Genomic DNA, 19,914 nt, shown 5'->3' with positions numbered 1-19,914 from the left:
TCACTCTAAGGACAACAACCCTTTATCCACAATATGATCGATATCACGTCGTTTCAGGTGTGGATAACGTTGATAACTCTTGAATTATTCTATATTGTGCGAATTTTGTGTGGATAACCATTTTGTCGAATCCTCGGAACGTTGTTTTCCCAGAAACATAAACTAGCTATATATAGACATGGAGAGTGAGAGAGTGAAATATCCTATACAGCGTTCCTACATTCGTACCGGGAATTCTCGTTCCGGCCGGAAAATAGGGACAGTCCTGTTCATTGTCAGCCACGACACTGGAAACCCTGGGACAAGTGCGGCTCAGAACCGTGAATATTTTAACAATCAGCAGCCATCAGCTTCTGCCCACACCTTCATTGATGATAAAACGATTTTGGAAATCATCCCTTTGGATGAGGTGGCTTTTCACGTTCAATATGGGTTAAAGGAAGACAACCGCAGGTTTGGCGAAGATGCAAATGATGCAGCCATAGGTGTAGAATTTTGCTTTGGGGGAAGCATTAATTTTCAGCAGGCATACAATCGATATGTCTGGTATCACGCCTACCTTTGTGACCGCTTCGGACTGAATCCCGACAAACATATTATTGGCCACTATACTCTGGATCCTTCAAGGCGAACGGATCCTCTCAATGCCTTTCAGCGATATGGTGTATCATGGACTCAGTTTATCAGCAGCGTAAAACGCTCCCTCGCAAATGACTTTGGCAAGGCACCCGCTGCACCTCCAGCTTCCGAAAATCTGCCGGTAAAAAGAGGCGACACGGGAGATCTGGTTAAAGATGTCCAGAGGAAATTGATTGCCGCTGGATACAGCTTGACTGCGGACGGGATTTTCGGAGCAGGTACCGAAGCAGCGGTCATTGCTTTTCAAAAGAAAAACAAACTTACCGCTGACGGCATCGTCGGCAGTCAGACATATGCCGCACTCAGCAAAGTCAAGCCGCCCTCTGCCAGTTATCCGTTGCCTGCAGGAGTATACAGAGACGGATCATCAGGCGAACCTGTTAAACAAATTCAGCGCGCCCTGCAAAAACTCGGACTATACAGCGGTTCCATCGACGGACAATACGGTCCCCAGACAACCGCTGCCGTACGCCGCTTCCAAAGCCGTTATGCTTCCCTGGCAGATGACGGTGTGTACGGACCGAGTACTCGAACTTACATGCTTAATGCATTGAAATAGGAAAAAGGATGCCCCATTTTTTTGGGGCATCCTTTTTGGGTTGGGTTGGAGGGGTTTGGGCTTCTTAAATAATTGGCGGTCATAACGGCCGGCGGAATTTGTCATTCCATGTCGAAAAGTCGATATATCAAAAAAATAGCCGATATAATTTTATTTTAGTCGATATATTTAAATTTTGGTCGATATAATTTTATTTCAGTCGATATATTTAAATTTCGGTCGATATCCAAGGAATCAGCGGTCAAAAGACTTTAAAAAATGGTCCATTTGCTAATACAATCGTTTCTTATAGCTTTCTTCCAGAGCTGCAGCTACACTATTAGCATCAAATTCATCAAATTTTGCATGATCCGCCAATATTTCGTTTGCTTTAGGCAATTCGCCGGCAGCCGGCCATTTCTCGCTATCCCATAGCTGGGATCGCTTCAGAGCCTTTCCGCAATGTATAAAGCACTCCTCTACCTCTATTGCAATTCCTGCAATCGGAGTTTTCCCCCTTGCCTGCATTTGCTCCAGAATATCCTGGTCCCTGATGACACTAGCTTTCCCCGTTATTCTAAGCGACTCATTCAAACCGGGAATCAGACATAACAGACTTGCATGAGGATTTTCCAATAGGTTGCGAATGGAGTCTAAGCGTTTGTTTCCTGGCCTTTCCGGAATAACAAGCTGCTTTTCATTCAGTATCAGGATAAAACCCGGATGATCTCCCCGCGGAGATACATCACATTCTCCATTAGAATTGGAAGTACCGATCAATGCAAATGGGGAGAGAGATAGAAAGTTTATACAGTGGTGATCTAAGTGGTCAATGACCTTGCTTGAAGCGAGCTTACCCGGGTTTCCCCATATCTCATTCAGCTGCTCCGCTGATTCTATGATGTTTTGGAATTGTTTCATCGCTTTCTGTCCTCCTGCATGTTATTTATTATCGAATCATACAAGCTCCCCCTCCAAAAGAAGAGCGCGGTCCATTGATTTCAAAAAATTAATTCCAGCTAAGGGAAGACAAATTGAAACGGAAGCTATTGCAAAAGGTCGATTGTTGTAGGAAAGCCTCTATTGCATAATCCACTGCAAAACGCATGGAAAAATGACATTTTATCTTGTTTCTCATTACTCCAGCTATAGAATACGTCCTATAGTCTTCCCAATCCATCCATCCCTTTGATGAACACCTGTATCCGTGTTTGTCATGATGATTGCTCCCTTTCCAAGACGGGGATAAACTGAGCCCATACATTGAAAACCCTTGCCCCAGCCAAGCGAGGAAATTTCCTGTCCGTTTACAAAAACCCCTAATCCTGTCCACGGTGAACATCCCTGTGCACGAATCATCTCTTCAGCAATATTTTGGGATATACTCAACTTGCTTTTTCCATTCACAGCATTAAGCAATTCACAATAAAGCTTTCCAAGATCAGCCGCACTCGACCATAAACCTGCTGCTGCCATGTACGGGTATACAGGGTGCTTTTCCTCTAAAACACTGCCTTCTCGATCATGGCCCGCTGCCGCATGAGCATCTAAAACATTTAACGTACTACAATCCATACCGAGTGGTTTCAGCACCTTGCTTTTTAGCAGTTCCTCATACGCTACCCCTGTTACATCATGGATCAACTGCTCCAGCACACAAAATCCGGCATCTGAATAATGAAACTCAGTACCAGGTTCATACTGGATATGTACAGGCTCCGTGCAATAAGGTGTTGTCCCCTCAAGAATCTCTATAATAGATGGAGCTGACTTTGAAAAATCCAATTCCATAAAACTTCCGCCTGGATCCTTTATGCCTGATTGGTGGCTTAAAAGCAGACGGAGCGTTAGAGGTTGTGTGAAACCATTTGCCGGAACTCTCCATGATTTCAGCCTTCTGTTGACATCCTCATCCAAAGAAAGAACATCTTCACTTACCAGTCTCATGGCAAGCATCGCTGCCGCAAATTTGCTGATGGAACAAGCATTGAACATAGTATTAGCCGTAACTCTCTCCTCCTGCCCTCTTTCAAGCACTCCAAACCCTGCTTTCCAGCTGATTCTGCCGTCCTGAATTAAGGCAATGCCTGCACCCGCGATACAGTACTCCTTCATACTCTCCGCAATATCAAGTTTTTCCACATCAGCCCCTCCCCACCGCAGGAAATTTGACCTTGAGCGTAAAAACATGCTCCTTGTATGTAAAATCAAGAAAACCGCCATATTGTTTGACTGTATCTGCAATCACTTTTGTCCCAAGGCCCTCCTGCCCTTTGGTTGACCGGCCTGATTTTTCAAAGAGAGAATCCAGTACGTCGTTTGGAGGCTGAACACTTGAGTTCCGGCAAACAAGGAGATAAACCCCGCTTCTTTTTTCAAAGCGGACGGTCAGCATCGGATCTTTCAGCCCCTCACGAATCGATTCCTCGCAAGCCTCGATTGCGTTGGAGAGCATGTTTCCAAGCAAACCGACCAGATCAATCGGGTGCATAGGCAAGGTGGAGATCGGCAAATCGAATTCATAGGCGATCTGAATTCCGAGACTGTCTGCTCGCTGGTAGACATCATGAAGAATTCCTGCCGCTACCCCGTCCTCGCCTTTTATAGAGATATTCGTCTCTTCATAGGTGCGTACAAGGCTGTTCATATACTCCTTCGCTTCGCTATATTTCCCCTTTTCCAGTAGGTAGTGAACGGCTGAAATGTGCTTCAGGTAGTCATGCCGCTGGCTTCGGATCACCCGGAAGGTCTCGTTGACCGCGTTCTGCGCATCGAGAAGCTGAGTCATTTTCCGGTCTGTAGCTTTTTCCTGTTTTCCTATTAAAAAGCGGACATATTCCAATCCGGCAAATATAAGGAAAAGGAGGCAGCGAACCGGAATAGGAGCGGGCCAAGCGCTGACCGCAAGCAGCAGCTGGATGCCAGTCAGCGTTCCATTCATAGAATGCTGGACATACCCGATATTCCTAAACCAATGCTTCACCCCTGCGTAAATAAAAACAACCCCAGCTATGGCAGCCGCCCATAAAGGCAGGACATCCAGCATTAAAATAAAGAAATAAACTCCGATTCCCGCAGACGCCGCGTAAATCATTCCTTTCATTCATCATCTCCGCCTTAAAAGTAATGCGATTGAATAAAATCAATCTGCTCTTTTGTAATCATCGCTTTTTCTTCAATGCCCTCAAAGGAAACCATATACGTTGTTTTCGTATAAATCGAAAAGTTTTTCACAAAATGAATGTTGATAATAAATGAACGGTGAGAGCGGATAAAATCCCGTTCCCTCAGCTCCCCTTCCAGTTCATTCAGCGTCTGATACGTTTTGACCTGGCCGGACTTTGTATAAATGGTTGTAGACCGGCCCGTCCGTTCGATAAAGATAATCTCTCTCTTTTGAACAATATGAATCTCTGATTTTTGCTTTAAAAACAGTCTTCCCGCAATTTCAGAGGAGTGGCTTTTTTCTATGTAGCGCTGAATCGATTTTTCCAGCCTGTCTTTCGTATACGGCTTCATAATGTAATCATGCACATTCAGTTCAAACGCATGCACGGCGTAGCCGCTAGTCGCTGTTACAAAAATAACCGCAATACTGAGGGCATGGGTATGGATGATATCGGCAAGCTCATACCCTGACAGCTCCGGCATTTCAATGTCGGCGATCAGCAGATCTACTTCTTCCTTTTTTACATACTCATACGCTTCCTCTGCAGATTGGGTCGCAAAAACGATGTTGATTTCATCAATTTTGGACACAATTCCCTTCAATTTATCCAGATCAATCATCCGGTCGTCTACTAATCCTACTTTGATCATCGCACTGCTCCTAATAAACAAATTCCACCATTATTGTAACATTTAAGATTCCCTTTATGACCCATTCACGACAGGAAAAGGCGTTTTCGCGACAACTTCGCAGATTAACCGGGTTCCACCAGGTATGATAACGATAGAAACCAGCAGAAAAGGAGACGAGAGCATGATTAATATAAAAGAAGTAACTAAGCAATTTAAGGATCGAAAAACATATGTAAGTGCACTCAAGCACATTTCATTCGACGTGAAAAAGGGGGAAGTGGTCGGGCTGCTCGGTGAAAACGGTGCCGGCAAAACAACCCTTCTCCGCTCAATCGCGACACTTATTACCCCAACGGACGGATCGATCAGTGTAGCCGGGTTCGATACCGTCAAAAAATCCTTTGATGTCAAAAAACGGATCGGCGTACTTTTCGGAGGAGAAACCGGTTTGTATGACAGGCTGACAGCTAAAGAAAACCTTGAGTATTTTGCTGCTCTTTACGGGTTGAGCAAGCATGAAACGAAGGTGCGGATTGATGAACTCTCCGTGATGTTCGGGATGAAGGATTACCTTGACCGCAAAGTCGGCGGCTTTTCAAAGGGGATGCGCCAAAAGGTTGCGATTGCAAGAACACTTATTCACGATCCGGAGATCATCCTTTTTGATGAACCGACAACAGGACTTGATATTACATCGTCAAACATCTTCCGCCAGCTGATTCACCAGCTGAAGTCAAAGGGGAAAACGATTGTCTTTTCAAGCCACATCATGGAAGAGGTTCAGATGCTTTGCGATTCCGTTGTCATGATTCATAAAGGGGAAGTCGTTTACAAGGGGAACCTTGAGCGCCTTTATCAAGAGGAAGCGAGCAAGGATTTGAACTACATTTTCATGTCAAAATTAGTGAGGGGGAAAAGCCATGTTTCTTAACATTTATCTGAAGGAAATGAAGGATTCGCTCCGGGACCGGAGAACGCTTCTTATGGGAGTATTTATTCCAATACTGGTTCTGACGGGACTCACGCTGTTTTACGAAAACATCATGGCGGATTCAAAGCAAACCTTTACCCTTGCCGTTTCTTCCAGCATTGCTGAGGATGAAGAACAGCTGGTGAGCGGATTGAAAAATGTGAACACAAAAAGCTTTAAGAATCCTGAAAAAGCCGTAAGAGATGGAGATGCTCAGGCGGCCGTTACATTCGACAGCGGATTTGTGCAGAAAATTAACAGCGGACAGCAGGCAAACGCCACTCTATATGGTGATTCCTTCAGCAAAAATTCGTCTGTGTTGATGGAGATGATTGATACTCAGCTAACTGCATTTGAGGATGGGGTGGTCAAAAACCGTCTTCAGGCAGCGAACCTTGATCCAATGGTCATTCAGCCTCTTGAAATCAAAACGAAAGAAATGAACAGTGAGGATGACAGTGCTGCCGCTTTAAGTATTTTTTCAAACTTCCTGCCAATGATTATCGCAATGGCCATCGTCTCAGGTGCTTATCCATCGGCAACTGATTTATTCGCAGGCGAAAAAGACCGGAAAACGATGGAAGCCCTCCTGATTACACCGGTAAGCCGTACGAAAATGCTTTTGGCTAAATGGCTGACGGTTTCGACCATTGCTGTTTTTTCCGGCTTTGCAGCAGTTGCCGTTGTCAGCTTAGAAATTATCTTTTTGACGGAAAAGTTGAAAGAAGCGCTCCAATTTGGAGATCATGTCTGGATTTTCATCGGAATTACACTGATAACATCCGTCATGTTCGCCCTCTTTATGTCATCTGTGCAAATGCTGGCGAGTCTCATCTCAAAATCGGTAAAAGAGGCCCAAAGCTATCAAACTCCGATAATGATGCTGCCTATCCTGCCGATCTTTACCCTAACAAGCACAGGTGTAAATGAAACGGGCTTTCACCATTTCATCATTCCCGCAATCAATATGTTTGCCCTGATAAAAGAAATGCTCTACGGCATCATTAATGTCCAGAACATTCTTTTGACTGTCGGAAGCACCGCTTTGTTCATGGTCATCGTACTTGCCGTCACAGTTTCTCTGTTTAAGAAGGACCAGTGGGTAATGGGGAAATAACGAAAAAAGCAGGCACATCCTAAAAAAGGATGGCCTGCTTTTTTCATTGCGTTTGAGACTCTCCTTCCCACTCCCTCAGCTTCTGATCCGTTGGCAAAAGCACCGTTAAAATCCCAATCACCGGGAGCACACTGCACAAAATCATCGTGGCATACAAGCCCCATACATCCGCAAGCATTCCGAGAAACGCAGACCCGATTGCCCCCATACCGAAGGCCAGGCCCACAATAAGCCCGGACACCGTTCCGATCTTTCCCGGAATGAGCTCCTGCGCATAAACCACCGTGACGGAAAAGCTTGATAGAATAATCACTCCAATAATAAAGAATAACGGGTACACCCATATCAGACTGACATGTGGAAGAATGAGCGCAAATGGAGCCGATCCGACCATTGAAAACAAAATGACATTCCGTTTGCCGAACCGGTCGGCAAGCGGTCCGCCGAGGAATGTTCCAATCACACCGGAAGCCAGGAATAGAAAAATAAAGTATTGTGCTTCCTTAATGGAGATTCCATAATCCTCAATCAAGTAAAACTGAAAATAGTTTGAGATTCCGGCAGAATACCAGGAACGGGCAAACACGAGGAAAACGAGCAGCGTAATCGCAAAGCCTACCTGCTTCGTCCGTTTTCTGGTCGTCGTTTTTACCTTCGCTTTTACTGTTTTCGGAAACCGGATCAGCTGGTTCGAGTACCATTTGGATACAAACAGGAGGACGAATACCGCTAAAGCCGCAACAAGCGTAAACCAGATTGAACCGAACTGCCCTAACGGAATAAAAATCAGGATTGTCATAAGCGGTGCAAGCGACTGTCCAAAATTCCCGCCCACCTGATAGATGGACTGGGCAAGCCCGCGCTTTCCTCCCGCTGCCATGTATGCAACCCGTGACCCTTCCGGATGGAACGCCGCTGAACCAAGCCCGATGAAAATAACCGAAAGCAGCACGAAGCCGAAGCTTGGCGCGAAGGCCAGCCCAAGCATTCCAATCATCGACAGCCCCATTCCGAACGGAAGCACATAAGGCGCACTCTTTTTATCCGTCAGCCACCCCACAACCGGCTGCATAATGGAAGAAGTCATACTAAGCGCAAATCCAATCCACCCCAGTTGGCCATAGGATAGGTTCATGCTTCTCTCCAAAATCGGAAACACAGCCGGAACGACAGATTGCATCGTATCATTTAGTAAGTGAACAAATCCGATTGCAAAAAGAATCGGATAAACCGTCGGATTGACCGATGGCCTTCTTTCAGCAGCTTGCATGTTGGTTTCTCCCCTTTATGTAGGTAAGCTCTGCTTTTAAGTTTACCACTAATTGGATTGTTTAGGGGTTGGGGACGTGGCGGGGGCCTGTCCCCACAAATTTTACCGTACTAAAGCTCCGGCACCTTGTTTGCCAGCCCTTGTGTGAGTAAATTTCAACGATCTTTGTCTCTGTCCCCCGATGCGGTGAAGGAGAGCGGGACTGGCACCGTGCCAGTCCCCGCAATTTTCACCGTATGAAAGCTCTGGCACCTTCTCCCTCCAGCCTTTGTCCGAGTACGGAAAAAAGTTTGATAGAATAGGTAAGAGATGAATGCTATGAATATCGTGAGCATTCCAATTTTTATCTGTTTTATTGACACGCGATCATTTCCTATTTCTAATATAAAAAACAAATTGATTATACTATTTTTCAAAAAATTAGGAAAGTTGGAGTTTAATGTACTTACAAAACGGGATTACCGGTTTTACGAATTCAGCACAACGAATGGATAAATCCCAGTTTAAACAATTATGTTTCAATGCTGCCAGGGCGAGCCAGGCAAGTCTCGAGCAATTCAAAGAACCGGGGTACCCCTTCAACTTTTATCATGCAAAAATAAAAACCAGAACAAATCAGTTCCATCTTCTTCTGAATGAGCATTATCCTTATCTCGCTTTTGCTTCCGCAGCTGAGTATGGGAACATACAGTTTATTGATCCACCGGAACTTGCTGACGCATTTCTCCCTTTCTATAGGATTCTAAGCAAAGAGGAATTAAATGAGCGAGTGATTTGGAGAAAGAATCTGCTCGAAAATGAAAATGAGCTGAACGAGGCGGAGTTGCGAGAATTATCCTTTTGGAAGCCTGAACGTGTTGGTGACATCATATTTAATTATTGGGACTGACTTGAGGTGCCTGTCCCCACAATCTTTACAGCATTAAAGCTCTGGCACTCTGTCCCGCCAGCCCTTGTGCCCCTTGGGTTCAGCGTTCCTTGCCTCTGTCCCCAGATGCGGTGAAGCAAAGCGGGCCTGGCACCGTGCCAGTCCCCGCAAATTTTACCGTGTGAAAGCTCTGGCACCCTGTCCCGCCAGCCCTTGTGCCCGTTGGGTTCAGCGTTCCTTGCCTCTGTCCCCCGATGCGGTGAAGCAACGCGGGTCAGGCACCAACATCCACGGTGAAGAAAAGCCTCCACCGCCACCCCCAAAAAAACAAAGTCCCTGCATAAGACGCAGGGACTTTTTCCTTATTTCCTTGTGTATTCTCCTCTTACCGGCTCTTTCCCGTTTTCAAACTGAATCCTAATCGATTTCCCTGTCATGATATCCGGACTGCTGCTCACCTGAAAGTGGATGTGTGCCTCCGTCGAATTGCCTGAGTTTCCGCACTTGCCAAGGATTTGTCCCGTTTTCACTTTTTCTCCTTCACGTACTTTAATGGAGTTTTTCATGAAGTGAGCGAGGATGCTGTATTCTCCGTTCTTATGCTTGATTACCACGTAATTTCCTTCCGGATGATCCGGATTCAATTCACCGGGGACGTTATCTTTCAATCCATCGACTGTTTTTATGACGGTCCCTTCTAATGGAGCAGCTACCTGCTGGCCAAAAGCATAATAGTTTTCATTTTTTAAAGGATTCCCCTTGTATGTTTGTCCTTTTTTCATTTGAAGGAGGTCGTATGCGTACCTCTGGCTTTCATATGCGTAATGGTAATTAAGCAGGACATTCGTCCCGCCCCAATAAACAAGCCATCGATTTTTGACCGGCATGGTGTATTTGTTTTTAGTATAGTATTTATCGGTTTGAGAATGCGGCTCAAGTGGTAATAAGTTTAAGCCCGCTATTGTCCTGTCTGCCTGTACAATGACTGAGATCCCTTTGGTTTTTGACTGATCCGTCCATATATACTGCTTGTTTCCGCTCAAGAGTATGGTGGATTCCAAGCGGTATTTGCTTACACCCTTGTTAAATTCTCCGCTTACATGCATGAAGTCGTTCAGCGGAACTTGTGCTTTAAATTCATCGCTTGTCTGATTGTATATTTTTTCGTATTCACCTTTTAGAAATAGATTGCCGAATTCAGTGGGCCGGAAACGAGTCTCATTCGGGGTCTGTTCAAAACCGGCGGCTATAATGAGAAGACTTCCAGCGAGCAATATTGCCATTATTTTTTTCATTTCTTTGCCTCCTTTTCATACCCTTTCGACATGTATGATTATTCCCCTTCAAATTTTTGGGTTTTCCGACTAAATCACCTTAAATTTGCAGAAGATAGAATAGGCAAACCATTGAATAACAGGAAAATATTATATAAAAATAAAAATCCCTTTCAAAACTTTTACGTTTTTTTTGAAAGGGATGTCATTGCCTACATGGCAACGATGATGAAAGGTTCATTCCAAACGGTTTTGGGTCATTAGCAAGAGGCTGCACTGGACATAGCCAAAAGTTATCGTTAGACTACACGGTGGCATAGTTCGGGCGGAATACCAATAAAATGGAAGGAGAGAAGAACTAGAAATTATGAAGAATTTTAGCTTTTCAAAGCATAGTGTATTTTTTATATCCGTTCTTTTAACACTGATTTTCATTATCTGGGGAGGCTTCTTCACAGCCAGCTTCAACAAAATAACGACCACAGCTTATGACTTTGTTATAGAGTATTTAGGCTGGGTTTATATCGGTACTGCATTTTTTCTCGTGGTGTATGCGATTTACCTGCTATTCTCTAAATTTGGGCACATTAAACTCGGGAAAGAGACGGACAAACCTGAATTTAAAACAGGCTCCTGGCTTGCGATGCTATTTGGTGCAGGAATGGGTGTGGGGATTGTTTACTGGGGGGTTGCTGAACCTGTTACCCATTACACGAATCCGCCATACGGAGAAGGCTACACTGCCCAAGCAGCAAATACAGCCATGAAGTATTCCTTTTTTCACTGGGGATTGCAGCCCTGGGGAATTTATACGGTCATAAGCCTGGCACTTGCTTATTTCCAATTTAAAAAAGGGCTTCCTGCAGCCGTAAGCTCTGCTTTTTACCCTCTTTTAAAAGAAAAAATCTACGGTCCAATTGGAAAGACGATTGATATTCTTTCCGTATTCGCCACTGTTTTCGGAATTGCCACTTCTCTTGGACTGGGAGCCATGCAAATATCCGCAGGTATGCATTCTCTTATGGGCGTACCGGATAATATATCGGTCCAATTAATCGTAATCGGAGTGGCTACCCTGCTCTTTATTGTCTCCATCAGCACCGGATTGGAGAAAGGAATTCAGTACCTGTCCAACGCAGCGATTATCCTGTCATTCCTGATCATGCTGCTTGTGCTGATCCTTGGGCCTACACTGACTATTTTTGAAGTGTTCTTCAGCTCACTCGGAAGCTACGCAAGTGACTTTGTCAACATGAGTCTGCGGATCAGACCATTTGGGGACAACACTTGGATTGGAGATTGGACGCTATTCTATTGGGCATGGTGGATTGCCTGGTGTCCGTTTGTCGGTATGTTCATCGCCCGTATTTCAAAAGGGCGGACGGTTCGTGAATTCGTCATCGGCGTTCTGTTTGTACCAGCGCTTGGGACATGTGTATGGTTCGCTATCTTCGGAGGAGCCGCTCTTGATATCATCCAGAACATGGGGCACCCAGAGCTTGCTAAACAAATTGCGGACAACGTTTCACTTTCCATATTCAACTTCTTTGATTACCTGCCGGCTAGCTCCTTGCTGAGTGTAATCGGATTTGCAGTAGTAGCCATCTATTATATTACGGTTGCTGACACATCTTCTTACGTTCTTGGTATGCTTAGCGAAAGAGGAAACTTGAACCCGAGCATCAAGATCAAAGTAACATGGGGAGTCATTCAATCTGCTTCTGCAGCTGTGCTTCTACTGGCAGGCGGACTTGAAGTTCTGCAAACCGCTTCGCTTGTAGCCGCCTTCCCATTTGCCATCGTCCTTCTTCTTATGTGCTGGTCATTGCAAAAAGCAATGAAGAGTGAAGTGGAAGAAGAGAGAAAGTTAAAGGCTAAAATGGGTAAAGATCCTATAGAAACACGATAACCTTAAAAGGGATGCTGAAAAAGAGCATCCCTTTTTCTTTCCTTAAAAATCCTAAAAATCCCTGCAGCACTTTAATAACCTTGGTACAATCTCAGGTATTTTATATGGAATAAAAATATCCTCAATAGACAGCACTGCGTACCAGGAACGGTCAGAGGATCCTGTTTATCATAGATCAAATCAATTCGTAAGCGTTTGTGAACCTTTTATGATGCAGCCAGCTCTTTATATACTTCATTCATTGTATATTCGTCAAACACTTTCTCGATGGCAATTCTTCCATGCTTGGACTTATATACAAAGTCTACCATGCACGGCATTCTTCATCAGACGTCCTTTTACAATATGGAAATATGATACAATAAATTTGTTTGAAAATTCTACATATAAGGGGAGCGAAAAATGAACCACGCAGAGCTTTGGAAAGATGTAGACCATTATTTCAGTACGAAACTTCACCCGGCTGATCCAATTATGGACGCGGTCTTAAAAGCAAACACCGATGCCAATTTGCCCTCAATTGATGTCTCTCCAAACCAGGGCAAGCTTCTTTATCTTCTTGCCAAACTTAAAGGGGCTAAAAACATCTTGGAAGTTGGAACACTTGGTGGATACAGCAGCATTTGGCTGGCACGCGCTTTGCCTGATGACGGGCATCTCACCACACTGGAGTTTGATCCGAAACATGCGAAGGTCGCTAAGGAAAATATCCGAAATGCAGGCTTAGAAAAGAAAATTGATGTTGTGGTCGGAGCGGCACTTGATACATTGCCGTCCTTAAAAGGAAAAGCGTTTGACTTCATCTTTATCGATGCAGATAAACCGAATAACCCTCATTACCTCAAGTGGGCGCTGGAGCTTTCCAAACCTGGAGCGGTCATCATTGGGGATAACGTCGTCCGCGAAGGACATGTGATGGATGAAAATCATGATGATCCAAGTGTACAGGGCGTACGTCAGTTCATCGATCTTTTATCAGACGATCCAAGAATTGACTCAACCGCCATTCAAACGGTCGGAGCAAAGGGATATGACGGATTTGCACTTGGAATTGTAAAGGAGTAAAAAAAAGAATCGGATTTTCTTCTTCTTTTTCATTGGACATATATACAAGCCACTTTTCACCGGATTGAATAAGATACTGTACATCCTAATGGTGGTGAACCCGTTATGCCTGATGTTGGCATTGTTATGCCCGTTTATTATCAAAATCCTGCTTTTTTAACAGCAGCCATTCAGTCCATTCTTTCGCAAACGTACCGGGAATTTAAGTTTGTCATTGTCATAGATGGAGCACCCGAAATGAAGACGATTGCCGAATCGCTGACCTCCTATGACCCGAGGGTGACCATCCTTGATAATGGGATTAACCAGGGAGTTACCTATTCTCTGAATCACGGCTTTGATCAATTTTTTGCAGATCCCGAAATCCGTTATTTAACTTGGGTATCAAGCGATAACGTTTACTATCCTCATTTCATTGAGACGCTTCGAAACTTAATGGAATTCTCTCCAGAGCAAATCGGACTTGTGCACAGCTCCTTCCGGATGTTCAATGATGACGGCCAATTTCTTCAGACCGAAGAGGACCTGGTCCACTTTCGCAATTATTTAAACCAGCCGAAGGAAAATCTTCTGAACGCATGCACCATTGGCATCTGCTTTCTATATAAAAGAGAAATCGCAGCGAAAATTGCCGGTTACGGTTCTGAACCTGTAGAGGACTATGAATATTGGCTGAGGCTGACTGAACACTGTGACATCATGTATGTTCCGATTGAACTCGCCAGTTACCGCGTCAACTCCAAACAAAGTATTTCAGCCAAGCTGCAAAGTCCAGAGCAGCACCGGCGCTGGAGATATACATTTCATTTAGTGCGCCATCAGGCAAGGCAAAGACGAAATATCCCGCTTGAACTAACCTTGCTTTTCCCCTTGTATTACGCAGATGAAAGCACGATTGCGAGACTTGAGAATGTGTATGAACAAACTTACAGCAACTACCTAGTTGTCATTCTTGACCTCTCATCCGACCAGCACGTCACCCAAAAACTGCTGTCTGTATCCCATCCGCTTACCACTGCGGTATCGTATGCTAATCAAACGGCTGAAGAAGCGATAAAATCCTATATGCCTGAAGTCAAAACCCAATATGTGATGGTTCTGAATCAGCAGCCATTTTCCCAGCACAGCTTCCTTCAGACGCTCGTCACCAATTTTAATAATTACTCGAATCACTCCATCGTTTCATTTGGCTATAATCCAAACGAATCCGCAGTCATTCCTGACTATGACATTCCTGTCCAATTGCATACCAATGAACTATACAATCTGAATATGCTCAGAAAATAAGCAAAACCTCTTTGCTTTTAAGCTTAAAGAGGCAATTAGACTCAGGACTAAACTATTATTCACATCACCCGATATAGTTATTGTAAGAAACAAATATCGGAGGAGAGAACACAGCATGCATTTCGAATCAATTAGCACTATTTTATCCGCCAACTCCTGGACTCTTGTGATGATCATAGCCATTGGACTATATGTATTTGGGAAAAATAAAAAAACGAAGGAATCAACTAATATTCTTATCGATAGCATAATTAGCAATAATGTAACAAGTCTCGCTGCTGCCTTGGAAGCGAACTGCACTCCCCACACCAAATCCCAGTCAGGCCACTCCGCCATGGAACTCGCCATTGCCAAAAATAATAAATATATGGTCGCCTACCTTATGAAGTATGGAGCGGCTCCAAATTCAAAGGAAGTAAATGCTGCCATCAAACATAATAATAAAGAAATCATCAACCTGGTTACGACAGGTGAACACGCAGCCATTCTGAATGAATACAGCTTAGCCGGCTGCAGATAAACAAATAAGAGGCAGTTTTAAAGTCCCGCTTGCTATAACAGCCTGGCTCAGACTGCAAACGAAAACAGGGAAACGCTTAGAATGCGTCTCCCTGTTTTTGTTTAGCAGCATTGCAGACAGTCCCTTTTTTATTGAAGATAAGGGAAAGTTCAAACCAAAACATCCGTAACCTTCAATCTCCAAATCATATGATCCAATCCCTCTCCCCAGTAATCCCGCAGCCAATACTCCGGCTCACCAAATCTTTTACTCCAGATCTGCTGTGCCTGACCGTAGCCGCTGTCCAGGCAAAACTCCTCAAATCCCTGATTCCTCAATTCCGAAACAATAGCCTGCAGCATCCGGCTGCCAATTCCATTCTTCTGATAATCCGGATCTACAAACACCGTGCCGACCTCCATCAGACCTTTGTAAGTGCCGTTTGTACATTTACAAATGAGTTCACTTGCAGGACCGAATTCAATTGTGCCGATAACCTTGCCATCCTCTAAAGCGGCTAAGAAAAACCGCTTTTCTCCATTCGTTTCAAAATCACTTTGAAGGTAATGTACTTTTTCAGCTATCTCGTCTTTTAAGTCCTCCTGCCGGTCGCCAATTCCTTCTTTAATGAAGGTATCCGTGATGACGCGGCTGAAGAATTGGTGCAGCTCGTTTGTTTGGACTGGTACGGGTCTTTGGATGATGATATTTTCCATGGTTTTCCTCCTGAATCTATTTATTCGCTTCTTGATCTGCCAAAGTAACCGTCGCGATCTAATAAAGCAGCTACCAACTCTTCATTAAAATATTTTGTCAAAGAACCAAACTCCAAGGATTGCAAGCTGAACAGGAACCATGATCAGAATCATACAGCCGTCGGACCCGCCGCATCCGCATCCTGATGGCAGACAGCCCTCCATGCAGCCTTCTCCTAAATCACTTAAACATCCATCTTTTTCTTCCTTCTTCACATTTTTCGGATTTTCACGCTTATTGTAATCTTTACGATAATTTTTTAAATCAGGGAATTGTCCGTTCATTTCTGCTCCATTTCCCCCATGGCAGAAAGGCCTCTGCAGCTGTTTGTGTTAGGGATGATATAGTTGAAAAAAATCGGTTTATGTATATCTTTTGATCGTGTCTAAGAACAATTTTATTTACCCGGTCTTTCTGTAAGAAAAGAAAACCCTTAAATTCCATTTTAATACAAAGATCACAAGAAGGGGCAAGTAAATTAATAGAAAATAGACTATTTTAATAATAATGTTTCCGTTTTTGTCTCTATAGTATAAGGATTACTAGATGGGTTATTTGTTCTTGTAGCTTGAATGATGTCATGAGGATAATCTCCTGACCAATTTAGCGCTGAGAGTACAAATTCATCTATAGAAAGCATCCACTCCAATACGGATAGGTGATGATCGTTTTTATTTATACATTAGCTTCTTCTATGTCTGCCTTCAATTCTTCAAACCATTTTAAGTTCACTAAATGGTGAGAACGGGAATTTTCGTTCATGCGGCGAAAATAATCCATTTTACCGGGCAATTCCTTCGTATTAGCTAAGTATTCATCGAGAAGAGCAATTCTGGCTTCCGTTTGATCCATTTGGGATTGGATTAATTCTGCTAATTTATTTTTATCGAATACATCTGCAAAGAGTAATGCCCCATAAAATTTTAGGTTTACATACTCGGATTTTGTTCCATATTTGGACATTAATTGATCAAATTCTTCTAATCCTAAAGAGGTGATTTTGAAGGGGTGAATTTCACGACTGTTGTTTGGACGTACTTGCTGTGTTTCTTCAATCAAACCTTTATCTTTAAGTTGCTGCAAATTGTAATAAAATGAACCTTTAGTAAAGTTAACGATATATTTATAATGCCGTTTTTCCATTAAACTTAAGAGTTCGTATCCATGTGCGCCGGGGTTTTGAATAAGCAAGCCAAGAATGAGTAAGGGAATCATGGCTGCATCACCTTTGCCATTTGTGCTTCAAATTCAGCATATGTGATTTTACCCAGAGCCAAATTCAGACTGTGAAGATAGATTTGTTCAGTCTTCGAATAGGTACGGTTTGTGTTTAGTGATTGATTTTCATCCGAAAGAGGCTCTAGGATATTCCGTTTTTCGGAAAATGCCTTGAAGTAGCGATAACCGAATTTCCGTTGGGAAACGGCGTTCAAATGAATACCATCCGGATTGGAAGTTAGACCTTCTGCCGATACAAAATAACAATTTTGCTGCTCATGGGCGAATCGACGTAATTGTTCATTGATTTCTTGAAACTCTGATGAGTACTTTCCGAAACCTGTTTTTCCTAAGAAATCACCCAGCTCACCAATGATTAATGGGACATTTTGAAGGTTTAATTCTTTACGTAAAGTTTCAATGATAAGGGATAACTTTTCGTAATACGTTTCATGCAGAGAATTATGGCTGTCACTTTCACCCTGATGCCAAAGGATGCCGCAAATTTGACTCGTTTCAAGAGCAAATCGAGCTTCAGACAAAGCATGTCGGAAAAGAGTGCCTTGCGGATGCCAATCGTTCAAGGAACTGCCGCCTTCCGCACAAGGAATCAAACCAATTTCTTCATCCGGACTGGCTTTCGAACACGCCTCTGCGAAAGATGCTGCCAGACTTATCCCGGCAACAGGGCGGTCATAATTAATTGGCTCTGTCATCATTTGCCACTGTCCGTTGCGGAGCATTTTTATTTTTTCATTATAGATCGGTTCTACCTCATGCAAGAATCCGCGGCCTGCCATATTTGATTGACCTACCATTAAAAAAGATTTTATCATTTAATTTTCATTCCTTTACATAATAGTCTGGTTAGACTAAACTAGTATAGAGTCTAATTAGACTATCGTCTACTCACTATGGAATTGTAAGCGTTCTACTAACTGCTTAATGCTGTAAAGGAACTGTTGGGGTTATCCTACATCTATAAAACTTAATCAAAATAGAAATTTACGAATGATAGAGATGGAATCGTATGAACATTACACCGTTCATAGTGATTAAGTTGATTGACTCAGAATGGGATTAAATCAACATTATCAACTCATGGGAGGACGGATCATGGTGAAAAGTGTGAGCATACTAAAAATATGGATGAGTGTTGGATTATTAAGTTTATGTCTTGTAAGTTTAAGCCCCTTTGGAGAAGGATTAAAGCAGACCGAGGCAAAAGAAAAAATAGAACAATCAAAAAGTACGAGTCATGCAACTGGCCAAAAGTTCATGCAGCTTGAGAAAAAGTTTGATGCCCGGCTCGGAGTCTATGCTATTGACACCAGTACAAATCACACGGTTGTCTATCGACCTGATGAACGGTTTGCCTACGCATCCACCTTTAAGGCTTTGGCCGCAGGGGTATTGCTAAAGCAAAACTCGATTGACAAACTTGACGAGGTAATCACCTACACCAAAGATGACCTCGTCACGTATTCGCCAATCACAGAGCAGCACGTGGATACTGGGATGACTCTTAGGGAAATTTCCGATGCCGCGATCCGATACAGCGATAATACCGCAGCGAACCTTTTATTGCAGGAACTAGGCGGACCTAACGGCTTCGAAAAAGGACTGAGGGGAATCGGCGATAAGGTAACCGAGGCTGACCGCTTCGAGACTGATTTAAACAGCGCCATCCCAGGAGACATACGTGATACAAGTACAGCAAGAGCACTTGCCACCAGCCTGAAGGCTTTCACGGTCGATGACGTTCTCCCAAATGATAAGCGAACAATCCTAACAGACTGGATGCGGAGGAATACGACTGGAGACGAGCTGATTCGTGCGGCTGTTCCTAAAGGATGGGAAGTCGGCGATAAAACCGGAGCAGGAGACTACGGAACCCGAAACGATATTGCAATCGTCTGGCCGCCGGATAGAGATCCCATCATCATCGCGATTCTATCCACCCGTGATACTAAGGATGCCACCTATAATAATGAACTTATAGCAAAAGCTGCCAAGGTCGCACTGAATTCATTTAAGTGATTTTTATTTAAGAAAAAACACTCTAACTAAACCGAAACTTAATATGCTTAAGGAGAATCCATTTTTGATCAATCCTTTTTCATAATGGATTCTTCATAGAATACGGGTTTGGAAGTAAATCAATATCATAATAAGAATCAGATGCAGAAAGCTTTATTCAACAAATAAGTGTATTTCTTCAAGAAGGAGAGGTGGACTTTTTTATTTAATTATTGAACAAACTAGCTGGAACAAGGGTAGATATCTGTCAAAAGCCCCCTTTGCAATAGCAAAGGGGGCTTTTGACAAGTTACATGTTATTTAGGGTGGAGACAGACAAAAGTTTGTTGTTAGATAAGGAACCGTCTCTAACATCTCTATCTTTAATAGATAAGTTCTGTTAAACTTGGCTGTTGATTTCCGCTGCAGGCGTTCGCTTTCCGCGGGGCGGGCGCTGAGCCTCCTCGCCGCTTTGCGTCTGCGGGGTCTCACCTGTCCCGCTGCTCCCGCAGGAGTCTCACGCCTTCCACTCCAATCAACAGGTGTTCAAAATTAACAACATGCTCTAACATAGCCAATAGATAAGCTTAGAATCAATATTACTATACTTTACCTTTAAGCTATTTGTCTTTAATGACGTTAAGCCCTTCGAGTAAAGCGTGTTTAACAATCTCCATATTATTT

General features: G+C 43.6%; 19 protein-coding genes and 1 pseudogene. 10 read left to right on the top strand and 10 right to left on the bottom strand.

What is annotated here, in order from left to right; all coding sequences use genetic code 11:
• Positions 1-178: 178 nt before the first annotated feature.
• Both AS29_RS21775 and AS29_RS21770 read left to right on the top strand, forming a co-directional pair.
• Positions 179-700, top strand: a pseudogene (locus AS29_RS21775) (peptidoglycan recognition protein family protein); the annotation flags it as partial.
• Entirely contained in the window at positions 683-1,198 is a 516-nt protein-coding gene (locus tag AS29_RS21770) for a peptidoglycan-binding domain-containing protein (protein WP_269449393.1), read from the top strand. The pseudogene AS29_RS21775 and the gene AS29_RS21770, both read left to right, overlap by 18 nt.
• Before the next feature lie 270 nt (positions 1,199-1,468).
• Here AS29_RS21770 and AS29_RS11410 read toward each other — a convergent pair whose 3' ends face one another.
• The 4 genes from AS29_RS11410 to AS29_RS11395 all read right to left on the bottom strand — a co-directional run bounded on the left by AS29_RS11410 (position 1,469) and on the right by AS29_RS11395 (position 4,996).
• Positions 1,469-2,098 carry a pyridoxamine 5'-phosphate oxidase family protein gene (locus tag AS29_RS11410; RefSeq protein WP_035405929.1) on the bottom strand — a complete coding sequence of 210 codons (630 nt, stop codon included), beginning with the start codon at positions 2,096-2,098 and terminating at the stop codon, positions 1,469-1,471.
• A gap of 225 nt (positions 2,099-2,323) precedes the next feature.
• A complete protein-coding gene (locus tag AS29_RS11405) occupies positions 2,324-3,319 on the bottom strand; it encodes a serine hydrolase domain-containing protein (RefSeq protein WP_231889928.1) in 996 nt (331 codons plus the stop codon).
• A gap of 1 nt (position 3,320) precedes the next feature.
• Positions 3,321-4,280, bottom strand: a complete 960-nt coding sequence (locus AS29_RS11400) for a sensor histidine kinase (RefSeq protein WP_051860604.1) — start codon at positions 4,278-4,280, stop codon at positions 3,321-3,323.
• Positions 4,281-4,294: 14 nt separating this feature from the next.
• On the bottom strand, positions 4,295-4,996 hold the full coding sequence (locus AS29_RS11395) for a LytR/AlgR family response regulator transcription factor (RefSeq protein WP_035405922.1): 702 nt from the start codon (positions 4,994-4,996) through the stop codon (positions 4,295-4,297).
• Between the two features lie 163 nt (positions 4,997-5,159).
• Between AS29_RS11395 and AS29_RS11390 the strand changes: the two genes are divergently transcribed.
• Both AS29_RS11390 and AS29_RS11385 read left to right on the top strand, forming a co-directional pair.
• Positions 5,160-5,909: an ATP-binding cassette domain-containing protein gene (locus AS29_RS11390; protein ID WP_035405921.1), complete on the top strand. Its 750-nt coding sequence runs from the start codon at positions 5,160-5,162 to the stop codon at positions 5,907-5,909.
• Positions 5,899-7,065, top strand: coding sequence for an ABC transporter permease (locus AS29_RS11385; RefSeq protein ID WP_035405920.1), 1,167 nt, complete (start codon positions 5,899-5,901; stop codon positions 7,063-7,065). The genes AS29_RS11390 and AS29_RS11385 overlap by 11 nt, the downstream gene beginning before the upstream one ends.
• A 43-nt stretch (positions 7,066-7,108) precedes the next feature.
• Here AS29_RS11385 and AS29_RS11380 read toward each other — a convergent pair whose 3' ends face one another.
• Positions 7,109-8,335: an MFS transporter gene (locus AS29_RS11380; protein ID WP_035405919.1), complete on the bottom strand. Its 1,227-nt coding sequence runs from the start codon at positions 8,333-8,335 to the stop codon at positions 7,109-7,111.
• 439 nt (positions 8,336-8,774) lie between these two features.
• On the opposite strand from AS29_RS11380, the gene AS29_RS11375 reads away from it, so the two are divergent.
• Positions 8,775-9,224 carry a hypothetical protein gene (locus AS29_RS11375; RefSeq protein WP_035405918.1) on the top strand — a complete coding sequence of 150 codons (450 nt, stop codon included), beginning with the start codon at positions 8,775-8,777 and terminating at the stop codon, positions 9,222-9,224.
• Between the two features lie 341 nt (positions 9,225-9,565).
• Here the strand turns inward: AS29_RS11375 and AS29_RS11365 are convergent, their stop codons facing one another.
• Positions 9,566-10,498 (bottom strand): M23 family metallopeptidase, encoded by a 933-nt coding sequence (locus AS29_RS11365; protein WP_035405915.1) that lies wholly within the window; start codon positions 10,496-10,498, stop codon positions 9,566-9,568.
• 346 nt (positions 10,499-10,844) lie between these two features.
• Here AS29_RS11365 and AS29_RS11360 point away from each other — a divergent pair, with 346 nt between their 5' ends.
• The 4 genes from AS29_RS11360 to AS29_RS11345 all read left to right on the top strand — a co-directional run bounded on the left by AS29_RS11360 (position 10,845) and on the right by AS29_RS11345 (position 15,258).
• Positions 10,845-12,386 (top strand): BCCT family transporter, encoded by a 1,542-nt coding sequence (locus AS29_RS11360; RefSeq protein WP_035405914.1) that lies wholly within the window; start codon positions 10,845-10,847, stop codon positions 12,384-12,386.
• 402 nt (positions 12,387-12,788) lie between these two features.
• Positions 12,789-13,451: an O-methyltransferase gene (locus tag AS29_RS11355; protein ID WP_035405913.1), complete on the top strand. Its 663-nt coding sequence runs from the start codon at positions 12,789-12,791 to the stop codon at positions 13,449-13,451.
• A gap of 105 nt (positions 13,452-13,556) precedes the next feature.
• Positions 13,557-14,738, top strand: coding sequence for a glycosyltransferase family 2 protein (locus AS29_RS11350; protein ID WP_035405912.1), 1,182 nt, complete (start codon positions 13,557-13,559; stop codon positions 14,736-14,738).
• A 115-nt stretch (positions 14,739-14,853) separates the two neighbouring features.
• The gene (locus AS29_RS11345; protein WP_035405911.1) at positions 14,854-15,258 is read left to right on the top strand and encodes a hypothetical protein; all 405 of its coding nucleotides are present in this window, start codon (positions 14,854-14,856) and stop codon (positions 15,256-15,258) included.
• Between the two features lie 149 nt (positions 15,259-15,407).
• Here the strand turns inward: AS29_RS11345 and AS29_RS11340 are convergent, their stop codons facing one another.
• The 4 genes from AS29_RS11340 to AS29_RS11325 form a co-directional block, all read right to left on the bottom strand.
• Positions 15,408-15,953, bottom strand: a complete 546-nt coding sequence (locus tag AS29_RS11340; RefSeq protein ID WP_035405910.1) for a GNAT family N-acetyltransferase — start codon at positions 15,951-15,953, stop codon at positions 15,408-15,410.
• An 84-nt stretch (positions 15,954-16,037) separates the two neighbouring features.
• A complete protein-coding gene (locus tag AS29_RS11335; RefSeq protein ID WP_035405909.1) occupies positions 16,038-16,277 on the bottom strand; it encodes a hypothetical protein in 240 nt (79 codons plus the stop codon).
• A 391-nt stretch (positions 16,278-16,668) separates the two neighbouring features.
• Positions 16,669-17,208 (bottom strand): PadR family transcriptional regulator, encoded by a 540-nt coding sequence (locus AS29_RS11330; RefSeq protein WP_035405908.1) that lies wholly within the window; start codon positions 17,206-17,208, stop codon positions 16,669-16,671.
• Positions 17,205-18,047 (bottom strand): sialate O-acetylesterase, encoded by an 843-nt coding sequence (locus AS29_RS11325; protein ID WP_035405907.1) that lies wholly within the window; start codon positions 18,045-18,047, stop codon positions 17,205-17,207. The genes AS29_RS11330 and AS29_RS11325 overlap by 4 nt, the downstream gene beginning before the upstream one ends.
• A gap of 265 nt (positions 18,048-18,312) precedes the next feature.
• Here AS29_RS11325 and bla point away from each other — a divergent pair, with 265 nt between their 5' ends.
• The gene (bla, locus tag AS29_RS11320; protein WP_197491603.1) at positions 18,313-19,251 is read left to right on the top strand and encodes a class A beta-lactamase; all 939 of its coding nucleotides are present in this window, start codon (positions 18,313-18,315) and stop codon (positions 19,249-19,251) included.
• Positions 19,252-19,914 lie beyond the last annotated feature (663 nt).

It is taken from the genome of Bacillus sp. SJS, assembly GCF_000732485.2.
GTDB lineage: Bacteria > Bacillota > Bacilli > Bacillales > Bacillaceae > Metabacillus_B > Metabacillus_B sediminis.
The sequence above is the reverse complement of the archived record's forward strand: the minus strand, read 5'-3'. Positions and strand labels throughout refer to the sequence as shown.

Excerpts from the sequence above, each read along its gene's own strand:
- AS29_RS11330 (WP_035405908.1), bottom strand. The coding sequence starts at position 17,208 with ATGATTCCCTTACTCATTCTTGGCTTGCTTATTCAAAACCCCGGCGCA.
- AS29_RS11375 (WP_035405918.1), top strand. The coding sequence starts at position 8,775 with ATGTACTTACAAAACGGGATTACCGGTTTTACGAATTCAGCACAACGA.
- AS29_RS11355 (WP_035405913.1), top strand. The coding sequence starts at position 12,789 with ATGAACCACGCAGAGCTTTGGAAAGATGTAGACCATTATTTCAGTACG.
- AS29_RS11385 (WP_035405920.1), top strand. The coding sequence starts at position 5,899 with ATGTTTCTTAACATTTATCTGAAGGAAATGAAGGATTCGCTCCGGGAC.
- AS29_RS11400 (WP_051860604.1), bottom strand. The coding sequence starts at position 4,280 with ATGAAAGGAATGATTTACGCGGCGTCTGCGGGAATCGGAGTTTATTTC.
- AS29_RS11360 (WP_035405914.1), top strand. The coding sequence starts at position 10,845 with ATGAAGAATTTTAGCTTTTCAAAGCATAGTGTATTTTTTATATCCGTT.
- AS29_RS11335 (WP_035405909.1), bottom strand. The coding sequence starts at position 16,277 with ATGAACGGACAATTCCCTGATTTAAAAAATTATCGTAAAGATTACAAT.
- bla (WP_197491603.1), top strand. The coding sequence starts at position 18,313 with ATGGGAGGACGGATCATGGTGAAAAGTGTGAGCATACTAAAAATATGG.
- AS29_RS11340 (WP_035405910.1), bottom strand. The coding sequence starts at position 15,953 with ATGGAAAATATCATCATCCAAAGACCCGTACCAGTCCAAACAAACGAG.
- AS29_RS11350 (WP_035405912.1), top strand. The coding sequence starts at position 13,557 with ATGCCTGATGTTGGCATTGTTATGCCCGTTTATTATCAAAATCCTGCT.
- AS29_RS11365 (WP_035405915.1), bottom strand. The coding sequence starts at position 10,498 with ATGAAAAAAATAATGGCAATATTGCTCGCTGGAAGTCTTCTCATTATA.
- AS29_RS11345 (WP_035405911.1), top strand. The coding sequence starts at position 14,854 with ATGCATTTCGAATCAATTAGCACTATTTTATCCGCCAACTCCTGGACT.
- AS29_RS11410 (WP_035405929.1), bottom strand. The coding sequence starts at position 2,098 with ATGAAACAATTCCAAAACATCATAGAATCAGCGGAGCAGCTGAATGAG.
- AS29_RS11380 (WP_035405919.1), bottom strand. The coding sequence starts at position 8,335 with ATGCAAGCTGCTGAAAGAAGGCCATCGGTCAATCCGACGGTTTATCCG.
- AS29_RS11325 (WP_035405907.1), bottom strand. The coding sequence starts at position 18,047 with ATGATAAAATCTTTTTTAATGGTAGGTCAATCAAATATGGCAGGCCGC.
- AS29_RS11395 (WP_035405922.1), bottom strand. The coding sequence starts at position 4,996 with ATGATCAAAGTAGGATTAGTAGACGACCGGATGATTGATCTGGATAAA.
- AS29_RS11390 (WP_035405921.1), top strand. The coding sequence starts at position 5,160 with ATGATTAATATAAAAGAAGTAACTAAGCAATTTAAGGATCGAAAAACA.